6 protein-coding genes are annotated in these 12,365 nt (G+C 72.3%); all 6 read left to right on the top strand.

The features are described from left to right. Window positions 1-15 precede the first annotated feature (15 nt). The 6 genes from C3492_RS26145 to tmk all read left to right on the top strand — a co-directional run bounded on the left by C3492_RS26145 (window position 16) and on the right by tmk (window position 12,160). On the top strand, window positions 16-2,418 hold the full coding sequence (locus C3492_RS26145) for a sodium-translocating pyrophosphatase (protein ID WP_103814622.1): 2,403 nt from the start codon (window positions 16-18) through the stop codon (window positions 2,416-2,418). Window positions 2,419-2,632: 214 nt separating this feature from the next. Beyond that, on the top strand, window positions 2,633-3,244 hold the full coding sequence (locus C3492_RS26140; RefSeq protein WP_103814620.1) for a small secreted protein: 612 nt from the start codon (window positions 2,633-2,635) through the stop codon (window positions 3,242-3,244). 297 nt (window positions 3,245-3,541) lie between these two features. Next, entirely contained in the window at window positions 3,542-5,062 is a 1,521-nt protein-coding gene (locus C3492_RS26135; RefSeq protein ID WP_103814618.1) for a class I SAM-dependent methyltransferase, read from the top strand. A gap of 371 nt (window positions 5,063-5,433) precedes the next feature. Next, window positions 5,434-5,631: a hypothetical protein gene (locus C3492_RS44755; RefSeq protein WP_181140555.1), complete on the top strand. Its 198-nt coding sequence runs from the start codon at window positions 5,434-5,436 to the stop codon at window positions 5,629-5,631. A gap of 257 nt (window positions 5,632-5,888) precedes the next feature. Further along, complete coding sequence (gene topA, locus C3492_RS26125) at window positions 5,889-8,720, top strand: type I DNA topoisomerase (protein WP_103814614.1); 2,832 nt, start codon at window positions 5,889-5,891, stop codon at window positions 8,718-8,720. 110 nt (window positions 8,721-8,830) lie between these two features. Then, window positions 8,831-12,160, top strand: a complete 3,330-nt coding sequence (gene tmk / locus C3492_RS26120; protein WP_103814612.1) for a dTMP kinase — start codon at window positions 8,831-8,833, stop codon at window positions 12,158-12,160. Window positions 12,161-12,365 lie beyond the last annotated feature (205 nt).

Genomic DNA, 12,365 nt, shown 5'->3' with positions numbered 1-12,365 from the left:
CGTCAAGGAGGACGAATGGCGGGGCTTTCTACTCCTCAGTTGGGTCATCCCACGTCCCTCGCAGCCGCGGTCCTGACCGACGACAACCGGATCATCGTGGCCGTCATCGCGGCGGTCGCCCTGGCCGCGCTGGTGGTCGCGGGGATCCTGGTCCGCCAGGTGCTGGCGGCAGGCGAGGGCACCGACAGCATGAAGAAGATCGCCGAGGCGGTGCAGGAAGGTGCCAAGGCGTATCTCGCCCGGCAGTTGCGCACGCTCGGCGTATTCGCCGTCGTCGTCTTCTTCCTGCTCATGCTGCTGCCCGCGGACGACTGGAATCAGCGGGCCGGCCGCTCGCTGTTCTTCTTGATCGGCGCGGCGTTCTCGGCGGCCACCGGCTATATCGGCATGTGGCTCGCCGTACGCAGCAATGTGCGGGTCGCCGCGGCGGCCCGGGAGGCAACGCCGGCGGAAGGCGAGCCGGAAAAGGATCTCACCACCGTCTCGCACACGGCTATGAAGATCGCATTTCGCACGGGCGGTGTCGTCGGCATGTTCACGGTGGGGCTCGGCCTGCTGGGCGCCTCCTGTGTGGTGCTGGTGTACGCGGCCGACGCGCCGAAGGTGCTGGAGGGCTTCGGCCTCGGCGCCGCCCTGATCGCGATGTTCATGCGGGTGGGCGGCGGCATCTTCACCAAGGCCGCCGACGTCGGCGCCGACCTGGTCGGCAAGGTCGAACAGGGCATTCCGGAGGACGACCCGCGCAATGCCGCGACCATCGCCGACAACGTGGGCGACAACGTCGGCGACTGTGCGGGCATGGCGGCCGACCTGTTCGAGTCGTACGCCGTGACCCTGGTGGCCGCGCTGATCCTCGGCAAGGCCGCCTTCGGCGACTCCGGGCTGGCGTTCCCGCTGCTGGTGCCCGCCATCGGTGTGATCACGGCGATGATCGGCATCTTCGCGGTCGCCCCGCGCCGGGCCGACCGCAGTGGCATGTCGGCGATCAACCGCGGTTTCTTCATCTCCGCGGTGATCTCGCTGGCGCTGGTCGCGATCGCGGTCTTCGTCTATCTGCCGTCGAAGTACTCCGCGCTCGACGGCGTCACCGACGCGGCGATCAGGGGCAAGGACGGCGATCCGCGCATCCTCGCGCTGGTCGCGGTGGCCATCGGCATCCTGCTCGCCGCCGTCATCCAGCAGCTGACCGGCTACTTCACCGAGACCAACCGCCGTCCGGTGCGGGACATCGGCAAGACCTCCCTCACCGGCCCGGCCACCGTCGTCCTCTCCGGCATCTCGGTGGGCCTGGAGTCCGCCGTCTACACCGCGCTGCTCATCGGGCTCGGGGTGTACGGCGCGTTCCTGCTCGGCGGTACGTCGATCATGCTGGCGCTCTTCGCGGTCGCGCTGGCCGGCACCGGGCTGCTCACCACGGTCGGCGTGATCGTCGCCATGGACACCTTCGGGCCGGTCTCCGACAACGCGCAGGGCATCGCCGAGATGTCCGGCGACGTCGAGGGCGCGGGCGCGCAGGTGCTCACCAACCTGGACGCGGTCGGCAACACCACCAAGGCCATCACCAAGGGCATCGCCATCGCCACCGCCGTCCTCGCCGCGTCGGCGCTGTTCGGGTCGTACCGCGACGCGATCACCACCAACGTGCAGGACGTCGGCGCGAAGCTCACCGGGCCGGGGTCGCCGCTCAGCCTGTCCCTGGACATCTCGCAACCCAACAACCTCGTCGGCCTCATCTCGGGCGCCGCGGTCGTCTTCCTCTTCTCCGGACTGGCCATCAACGCGGTGTCGCGGTCGGCGGGTTCGGTGGTGTTCGAGGTGCGGCGGCAGTTCCGCGAGAAGCCCGGGATCATGGACTTCACCGAGAAGCCCGAGTACGGCAAGGTCGTCGACATCTGCACCAAGGACGCCCTGCGGGAGCTGGCCACGCCCGGTCTGCTCGCCGTCATGGCGCCGATCTTCATCGGGTTCACGCTCGGAGTCGGCGCGCTCGGCTCCTACCTCGCCGGCGCGATCGGCGCGGGCACGCTGATGGCGGTGTTCCTCGCCAACTCCGGCGGCGCCTGGGACAACGCCAAGAAGCTGGTGGAGGACGGCAACCACGGCGGCAAGGGCAGCGAGGCCCACGCGGCCACGGTGATCGGGGACACCGTCGGCGACCCGTTCAAGGACACCGCCGGACCCGCGATCAACCCGCTGCTGAAGGTCATGAACCTGGTCTCGCTGCTCATCGCACCGGCAGTGATCAAGTTTTCCTACGGCGACGACAAGAACCTCGGGGTGCGGATCGGGATCGCCATCCTCGCGCTGCTGGTGATCGTCGTGGCCGTGTACATCTCCAAGCGGCGCGGGATCGCCGTCGGCGACGACGACAGCGCCGGGCGGGTCGCCAATCCGCCGGACGCCGCGGTGGTTTCGTAGATCGCGGCAAGAAATCCCTGCTCGACGGGTGGGCGGGCGGCGTGTGCTGACGCCGCCCGCCCGCTTGTCGTCTGTGGGCTCGCCCACGTCGTGAGCCTTCTCTCCCATGGCACGAAAGGTCACAAAATCTGACTTATGCCTCCCCCGGCAAGGGGAGGGAGTGCGTCCGCCGTGTAGATTCCGGGGGCCGAGAGCCATGGAAGGGACCAATCCGGTGAACAAGAAGCTCGCGGCCGCACTGTCCGGCGGTGCGGTACTGGTGGTGACGGTGTCCGGGTGCAGCGACGGCGGTGACAAGGGGCCCGACCCCAAGCTGGTGTCCTGGGCCAAGACGGTGTGCGACGCCGTGCCCGCGCAGGACGCGAAGATCAGGTCGGCCAACGCTTCGATCGCGGCCATCGCCACGGACACCAACCTCCCGCCCAAGGACGCCCAGAAGACGTACGCGGCCGCCTTCCAGGACATGGCCGAGGGTTACAAGGCGCTCGCCGACGCCCTCGACAGCGCCGGAGCGCCCCCCGGGATCGACGGTGGTGCCAAGCTCCAGCAGGACGCGGCCAAGAACCTCGCCGGCCTCTCCACGTCGTACGCCGACCTGAAGAAGAAGGTCGACGGGCTCAACACCAAGGACCAGGGCAAGTTCGCCAAGGGCCTGAAGGAGGTCGCTCTGCAGACCAAGGAGGTCGGCAAGCAGAGCGACAGTGGCACGGAGGCGCTGAAGCGGCTGGAGAAGGGCGACGTCAAGGAGGCGATGGCCGAGCAGCCCAGCTGCAAGGTCACCCCGTCCGGTTCCGCCCAGCCGACGGCGTCGACGACGGCCGGCTGACCTCCGGAGGCGAACGGCCCCCGCGCAGTCGGGCTGGGGCAGCCGGCGCGGGTCGGTCCCGGGCGGTCGCCGCGAGCCGGCCTCTGGCAGTGGCCAGGACTCAGCTCCGGGCAGTCGCCCCGAGTCGGCCCACGCAGCCCTCGCCGGTCGGCCCGCCCGCTGTCGCCCGTCGGCCCGCGCAGCCCTCGCCGGTCGGCCCGCCCGCTGTCGCCCGTCGGTCCGCGCAGCCCTCGCCAGTCCGTGCGCGCAGCCGTCGTGAGGCGGTCGTGGGTGGCTGTCGCGGGCCACAATGGGGACGTGACTGACTCCGGACCCGCTCCCCTGCCCGCTTCCGACCGGCCCGACATCGCCGCGCGCCTGAGGGACGCGCTGCTGGCCGCCTCCTTCACCGCCGACGGGCTGCTCGACCTGCTCGGCGCGCCCGCGTACGCGGCGCTGGCCCGCAGCGAGACCGTGCCCGCTCTCCGGGCGACCCGTGGCGACACGCCGCTGGAGACGCTCGTACGGCTGTTCCTGCTCCAGCAACCGGTGCCCCACGCGCGCGTGGCGGCCGTTCTGCCGGTCGGGGAGGCGGTGGAGGCCGGCTGGCTCAGGCGCGTGAGCGGTGACGAGGTGGCCGCGACCGTGGACGTACGGCCGTACGGCGGCCCCGGCGGCGAGGACTGGTTCATCGTCTCCGACCTCGGCTGCGCGGTCGGCGGAGCCGGCGGCATCGGACAGCGTGACGAGGGTGTCGTCCTGGGTGTCGGCGGCGCCTCGACGACCCTCGCCGGCATCACCGTCCGCACCCCCGTCGCCGCCGCCCTGGACCTGGGCACCGGGTCCGGCATCCAGGCGCTGCACGCCGCGCAGCACGCCACGCGCGTGACGGCGACCGACCTCAACCCCCGCGCGCTGCACATCACGGCGCTCACCCTGGCGCTCTCCGGAGCGCCCGCCGCAGACCTGCGCGAGGGCTCGCTGTTCGAACCGGTGCGGGACGACGAGACGTTCGACCTGATCGTCTCCAATCCCCCGTTCGTGATCTCCCCGCGCGCCCGGCTGACGTACCGGGACGGTGGCATGGGCGGGGACGATCTGTGCCGCTCGCTCGTTCAGGAGGCGGGGGAACGGCTGAACGAGGGCGGGTTCGCGCAGTTCCTCGCGAACTGGCAGCACGTGGCGGGGGAGGACTGGCAGGACAGACTCAGGTCGTGGGTGCCGCGCGGGTGCGATGCCTGGATCGTGCAGCGCGAGGTGCAGGACGTCACGCAGTACGCCGAGTTGTGGCTGAGGGACGCCGGTGACCACCGTGGGGATCCGGCGGAGTACCAGGCGCGGTACGACGCCTGGCTCGACGAGTTCGAGGCGCGCAAGGTCAGGGCGGTCGGCTTCGGCTGGATCACCCTGCGCAGGACCGGGTCCGCCGAGCCCGTGGTCACCGTGGAGGAGTGGCCGCATCCGGTCGAACAGCCGCTCGGCGAGACGATCCGGGCGCACTTCGAGCGGCTCGACTATCTCCGGGAGCACGACGACGCGGCGCTGCTGGACAGTCGCTTCAAGCTCGTCCCCGAGGTGGTCCAGGAGCAGGTCGGGCTGCCCGGCGCCGAGGACCCGGAGCATGTGGTGCTGCGCCAGCACCGCGGGATGCGCCGGGCGACGAAGGTGGACACGGTGGGGGCCGGGTTCGCGGGGGTGTGCGACGGCACGCTGAGCGCGGGCCGCATCCTGGACGCCATCGCGCAGCTCGTCGGCGAGGACCCGGTGGTGCTCCGCGACCGCACGCCCGCGCAGATCCGGCTGCTGGTGGAGCAGGGCTTCCTGGAACCGGCGGGCTGAGCGGGAGTGCCGCCATGAGCGGTGCCGCGGTGCCGGGTGAGAGGCCCGGTGGGAAGCGGTGCCGGGCAGGCGCCGTACGCCGGGAGCCCGTGCCGTCGTAGGCGCGGTCGGATCATCTCCTGATCGCGGCGCGCGCATCGTCGTATGCCGGGGGCACGGGCCCGGTGAGGTTGCCGGGCGAGGGCGACGCCGGACCGTTTCCCGAAAACGGCTGGAAAAATATCGGCACCGGGTTCGGACCCCTGTGATTCGAGTGTGCGTTCGACCAGTCGGGGGTCTTCCGTTCACCCCGATGTCGCCCGCCCGCCTCCCGCGCGTGCCACCCTCCCGGCGCTGGGCAGAGCCGACGGCAGGGAAGGGGTGCGCGAGCGATGGAGAGCGGACCGGCGATCTTCGCGGGAGTGGTGTTCGCCCTGTTCGGGGCCGGTCTGCTGGCGTGGACCGGCACCCGTCTCCGGCGCCGGGAACCGGTGGCCGTCGGTGTGAGTCGGGTCGCATCCGCCGCCGTCGCGAGCCTGGCCGGAACGATCGCGCTGAGCCTCGGGGTGTACTGCCTGACCCGGTTCTGAGACGGGTGCCCGCCATGTCCAGCGGGTAAGGGGAGCGTCACGCTCCGGACAGGATCACGGGGGTGAGCGGGCAGTCCGGGCGGCAGGAATGGCGGTAGTCGGGTTACCGTTCGAGTGGCCGTTGTGGGCTTTTCCCGTTTGACACGGGGGCGGGATGTAGCGTCACACTCCGCAGCGTCACACGAGCCAGCAGTACGCCGCGACCCCGGGACCAAGGCCTGGGGAGGCCCCAGCGTCGACCGGAGAGAAGAGCGAAGTTGTCCCCGACCAGCGAGACCGCACAGGGCGGCCGCCGACTCGTCATCGTCGAGTCGCCCGCCAAGGCGAAGACGATCAAGGGCTATCTCGGCCCCGGATACGTCGTCGAAGCGAGCGTCGGGCACATCCGTGACCTTCCCAACGGCGCCGCGGAGGTGCCCGAGAAGTACACCGGCGAGGTCCGTCGCCTCGGTGTGGACGTCGACCATGACTTCCAGCCGATCTATGTGATCAACGCGGACAAGAAGGCCCAGGTCAAGAAGCTCAAGGACCTGCTGAAGGACTCCGACGAGCTGTTCCTCGCCACTGACGAGGACCGGGAGGGCGAGGCGATCGCCTGGCACCTCCAGGAAGTCCTGAAGCCGAAGATCCCGGTCAAGCGCATGGTGTTCCACGAGATCACCAAGGACGCGATCCGCGAGGCCGTCGCCAACCCGCGCCAGCTCAACCAGAAGCTGGTCGACGCCCAGGAGACCCGCCGCATCCTCGACCGCCTCTACGGCTACGAGGTCTCCCCGGTGCTGTGGAAGAAGGTCATGCCCCGGCTGTCGGCCGGCCGCGTGCAGTCCGTCGCCACACGGCTCGTCGTGGAGCGGGAACGCGAGCGCATCGCGTTCCGTTCTGCCGAGTACTGGGACCTGACGGGCACCTTCGCGACCGGCCGCGCGGGGGACCCGTCGGACCCGTCGTCGCTGGTCGCCCGCCTGCAGACCGTCGACGGCCGACGGGTCGCACAGGGCCGCGACTTCGACTCCCTGGGACAGCTCAAGGGCGAGAACACCCTCCACCTCGACGAGGCGACCGCCCGCGCCCTCGCCGCCGCCCTGGAGAACACCCGCTTCTCCGTGCGGTCCGTCGAGTCCAAGCCGTACCGCCGCTCGCCGTACGCCCCGTTCCGTACGACGACGCTGCAGCAGGAGGCGAGCCGCAAGCTCGGCTTCGGCGCGAAGGCGACCATGCAAATCGCCCAGAAGCTGTACGAGAACGGCTACATCACGTACATGCGTACGGACTCCACGACGCTGAGCGACACGGCGATCTCCGCTGCCCGCGCCCAGGTCACGCAGCTGTACGGCGCCGACTACCTGCCGCCGCAGCCGCGCACCTACGCCGCCAAGGTCAAGAACGCCCAGGAGGCGCACGAGGCGATCCGCCCGTCGGGTGATCGTTTCCGCACGCCCGCGGAGACCGGCCTGACCGGCGACCAGTTCAAGCTGTACGAGCTCATCTGGAAGCGGACCGTCGCCTCCCAGATGAAGGACGCGACCGGCAACAGCGTCACCGTGAAGATCGGCGGCACCGCCGCCGACGGCCGGGACGTCGAGTTCAGCGCCTCCGGCAAGACGATCACCTTCCACGGCTTCCTGAAGGCCTACGTCGAGGGTGCCGACGACCCGAACGCCGAGCTGGACGACCGCGAGCGCCGGCTGCCGCAGGTCGCCGAGGGCGACGCGCTGTCCGCCGAGGAGATCACGGTCGACGGCCACGCCACCAAGCCCCCGGCCCGCTACACCGAGGCCAGCCTGGTCAAGGAGCTGGAAGAGCGCGAGATCGGCCGCCCGTCGACGTACGCGTCGATCATCGGCACGATCCTGGACCGCGGCTACGTCTTCAAGAAGGGCACGGCCCTGGTGCCGTCGTTCCTGTCGTTCGCCGTGGTGAACCTCCTGGAGAAGCACTTCGGGCGGCTCGTCGACTACGACTTCACGGCCAAGATGGAGGACGACCTCGACCGCATCGCGGCGGGTGAGGCCAAGGCCGTGCCGTGGCTGAAGCGCTTCTACTTCGGCGAGGGGACGGCCACGGGCGGCGCGGCCGACGCCGGCAACGGCGACGGCGACCACCTCGGCGGTCTCAAGGAGCTGGTGACCGACCTGGGCGCGATCGACGCGCGCGAGGTGTCGTCGTTCCCGGTGGGCAACGACATCGTGCTCCGCGTCGGCCGCTACGGCCCGTACATCGAGCGCGGCGAGAAGGACACCGAGCAGCACCAGCGTGCCGACATCCCGGACGACCTGGCCCCGGACGAGCTGACCGTCGAGCTGGCCGAGGAACTGCTGGCCAAGCCCAGCGGGGACTTCGAGCTGGGCACCGACCCGGCCACCGGCCACTCGATCGTCGCCAAGGCCGGCCGCTACGGCCCGTACGTCACGGAGGTCCTTCCCGAGGGCACCCCGAAGACCGGCAAGAACGCGGTCAAGCCGCGGACGGCCTCGCTGTTCAAGTCCATGTCGCTGGACACGGTGACGCTGGAGGACGCGCTCAGGCTGATGTCGCTGCCGCGCGTCGTCGGCACCGACGCGGACGGCCAGGAGATCACCGCGCAGAACGGCCGCTACGGCCCGTACCTGAAGAAGGGCACGGACTCGCGCTCGCTGCAGTCCGAGGACCAGATCTTCACGATCACGCTGGAGGAGGCGCAGGCGATCTACGCCCAGCCGAAGCAGCGTGGCCGGGCTGCCGCCAAGCCGCCGCTGAAGGAGCTGGGCGAGGACCCGGTCTCCGGCAAGCCGGTCGTGGTCAAGGACGGCCGCTTCGGTCCGTACGTCACCGACGGCGAGACCAACGCGACCCTGCGCTCCGGCGACAGCGTCGAAACCATCACTCCTGAGCGTGGTTTCGAACTGCTCGCCGAGAAGCGCGCGAAGGCGCCCGCCAAGAAGACCGCGAAGAAGGCGGCGGCCAAGAAGACCGCCCCGGCGAAGAAGACCGCCGCCAAGAAGACGGCCGCGAAGAAGACGACGGCCGCGGCGAAGAAGACGACTGCCAAGCAGACCACCGCCAAGAAGGCGACGGCTTCCAAGGCGGCGGCTTCCGGCGCGGAGGACTGACACGCCGTCGGGTCACCGACCTGAACGCCCCGGCACCCCCTCGGTGCCGGGGCTCGCGCATGCCCGGACACGCGAGGTGTGGTGTCAGCGGCTGCGGATAGGCTGAACGCATGACGCGAGCCGAGCAGCCGACGGCCCACACTCCAGCACCGGACGACGCCCTGGTCGCGGACTCCCGCGAGCGCGCCGTCCGTTCCCTGCTGCGCCGACCGCAGCTGAGGCGCCTGTGGAGCGCGCAGCTGGTGAGCGGTGTCGGCGACATCCTGTCCCTCCTCGTCCTCGTCCTCCTGGTCCTCCAGTCGGCGATCGCCGAGGGCGCCTTCGGGGGCGGCTACCGAGGCGTGGCGTTCGCGGTGGCGACGGTCTTCGCCGCGCGCGTCCTCGCCGCGCTGCTCTTCGGTGCCGTCCTCCTCGGTCCGCTGACCTCGCTCACCGCCCAGGACGGCCCGCTCGACCGCCGCTGGACCATGGTCGGCGCCGACGGCCTGCGTGCGGCGCTGCTGATCGTCGCGCCTCTGTGGATCGACTGGACACCGGACAACGCGCTGGCCGTCCTGCTCGTCACCGCCTTCGTCACCGGCGTCGCCGAGCGGCTGTGGACCGTGTGCCGGGAGAGTGCCGCTCCGGCCCTGCTGCCGGCCCCGCCGCCGGAGGGGGCGACGGTACGACCGCTGCCGGACCACTTGGACGCCCTGCGCCGCCTGTCGCTGCGGACGACCTTCCTGGCGGTGCCGCTGGCCGCCGCCGCTCTGGTCGTCGCCGCCCTGCTGAACAATTTGCTGGGCACCGGCGTGGCCTGGTTCGACCAGCACCAGGCGGCCCTGGGGTCGTACGTGGCGGCGGGCCTGTTCGCCGCCTCGCTGTCCGTGCTGACCTATCTGGAGCTGCCCGGCACGCGCACCCCCCGCGCGCGGTCCCCGCTGGAGGGCCTGCGCCGCCCGCGCACCGGCACCGGCGTCGACAAGGGCCGCACGGGCGCCATCCCGCTGCTCGTCCCGGCCTGCGCCGGAGTCGCCGGCGCCATCGCGGCGGCCGTCTCGGTGTGCGTGCTGCACGCCAAGGACCTGGGCGGCGGCCCCGTGCTGTACGGCCTGCTGGTGCTGGCCCTGACCGGCGGTGTCGCCGTCGGCATCCGCACCGCCCCCCGGCTGCTGCCCTCGCTCTCCCGCCGCCGCCTGCTGGCCCTGGCCATCGCGGTCACCGGAATCGCGCTGCTGGCCGCCGGGCTGGTCCCGGACGTCACCACGGTCCTGCTGATCGTGACGCTGGCCGGTGTCGGCGCGGGCGTGGCCGCCAACACCGGGCACACCCTGCTCGACCAGGAGACCGAGGATTCCCGCCGGGCGCGCACCACGGAACACCTGCACGCCATGGTCCGCGTCTTCATAGCACTCGGCGCCGTGATCGCACCCCTGGTCGCGGCCCTGATCGGCCCGCACCGGCTGGAGAACGGCAAGTTCGTCTTCGCGCACGGCGGCGCCGCCTTCACCCTCATGCTGGTCGGCGCGCTGCTGCTGCCGGTGGCCGCGCTGGTCCTCGCCAAGGTCGACGACCGCTCCGGCGTTCCGCTGCGGCAGGACCTCAAGGACGCCCTGCTCGGCGGCGACGACCCGGTCACCGCCCCGGCTGCCAACGGCTTCTTCATCGCCCTGGAGGGCGGCGACGGCGCCGGCAAGTCCACCCAGGCCGAGGCGCTCGCCGAGTGGATCCGGGCCAAGGGCCACGAGGTCGTGCTCACCCGCGAGCCCGGCGCCACCCCGGTGGGCAAGCGGCTGCGTTCGATCCTGCTGGACGTCTCGTCGGCGGGCCTGTCCCACCGCGCGGAGGCGCTGCTGTACGCCGCCGACCGCGCCGAGCACGTCGACACCGTCGTACGACCCGCCCTGGAACGCGGCGCGGTGGTGATCACCGACCGCTACATCGACTCCTCCGTCGCCTACCAGGGCGCCGGCCGCGACCTGTCCCCGACCGAGATCGCCCGCATCAACCGCTGGGCCACCAACGGTCTCGTCCCGCACCTGACCGTCCTGCTGGACGTCTCCCCGGAGACCGCCCGCGAGCGGTTCACCGAGGCACCGGACCGGCTGGAGTCGGAGCCCGCGGAGTTCCACGCGCGCGTGCGGGCCGGTTTCCTCACGCTGGCCGCCTCCGACCCCGGGCGCTACCTGGTCGTGGACGCCGGGCAGGAGCCCGAGGCCGTCACCACCGTGATCCGGCACCGGCTCGATGTCGTGCTGCCGCTGTCCGAGGCCGAGGTCAAGGCCCAGGAGGAGGCCCGCAGGAAGGCCGAGGAGGAGGCCCGCCGCAAGGCCGAGGAAGAGGCCGCCCGCAAGGCCGAGGAGGAGCGCCTGGAGCGCGAGCGCCAGGAGCAGCTGGCCAGGTTGCGCGCCGAGGAGGAGGAGCGCAAGCGGCGCGAGCTGGAGGAGGCGCAGCGGCGCGAGGCCGAACGGCAGGCGGAGGAGGCCCGGCAACGGGCCGAGGAGGCCCGCCGGCGTGCCGAGGAGGAGCGGCAGCGGCTGCTCGCCGAGGAGAAGGCCCGCGCGGAGGAGGAGGCCCGCCGCCGGGCCGAGGAGGAGCGGCGCCGCAAGGAGGCCGAGGAGGAGGCCCGTCGGCGCGCCGAGGAAGAGGCGCGGCAGGCCCGGCTGCGCGCCGAGGAGGAGGCCCGACGCCTGGAGGCCCAGCGCAAGGCCGAGGAGGCGCTGCTGCGGGCGGAGGAGGCCCGTCGGCAGGCCGCCGAGGCCGCGGCGGCGGCCGACGCGGCGGCCCGCAGGCCCAGCACGCCGCTGCCGACGGCACCGCGGGTGGTCCCTGACGCGGCCACGGTTCCGACGCCGGTGGTGTCGCGGGAAGCGGCCTCGCGCGGGACGGACACGCGGGGCACGGACGACGAGACGACGGTGCTGCGTCCGGTGCGCGAGGAGCGCGCCGCCGGCGACGCCCGGGGCGTCCACCCCGACTCGGAGGTGACCGCCGAGCTGCCGCAGCTGCCCGCGGTCACCGGGCCGGCCGACGAGACCGCGGTGCTGCCCCAGGTGCCGCCGGGCGCGGCGGACGAGACGGCCGTACTGCCCCCGGTGTCCGCCGACGAGACGGCCGAGCTGCCGTCGGTGGCTCCGGGCGCGGCGGAGGAGACCGCCGTGCTGCCGCCCGTACGGGGTGGCGACCCGGCCGACCGGGTGCCGCCCGGCTTCTTCCGGGAGGAGCGGCCCGCCGCGGGCCCCGACGGCTCCGAGCCGCGCACGCGTGAGATGCCCCAGCTCGACGCCGACGGCACGCCCCGCCGCCGCCCGCGTCCCGACTGGGCCGAGGAGACGCCGCTGGACGACCTGCCCACGCTGGCCGACGAGCTGCTGGGTTCGTACGACGAGGGCCAGTACGGCGACCAGGGCGACGGCGGGGAACAGGGCCGCAAGGGACGCGGCCGGGGCCGCCGCGGCTGAGCTGCACGCCGGTGAGAGCCGGGTCGCCGGGCGCCGGTGAGAGTCGGCGCCCGGGACACCGGCGGGGTGGTGCGTCTGGGCGCCGGGCAGCCGTAGCTCCCGCGACGGGGCAGACGCAGGGCCCGCGCCGGACAGGCACAGCGCACCGGATCCGCCGCCGCGACCTCCGTCCGCCCCCGTTGTCAGTGCCCACCCGCACAATGGA

The organism is Streptomyces sp. Ru62, assembly GCF_002920615.1.
GTDB lineage: Bacteria > Actinomycetota > Actinomycetes > Streptomycetales > Streptomycetaceae > Streptomyces.
This window is presented reverse-complemented; position numbering and strand designations above follow the sequence as displayed.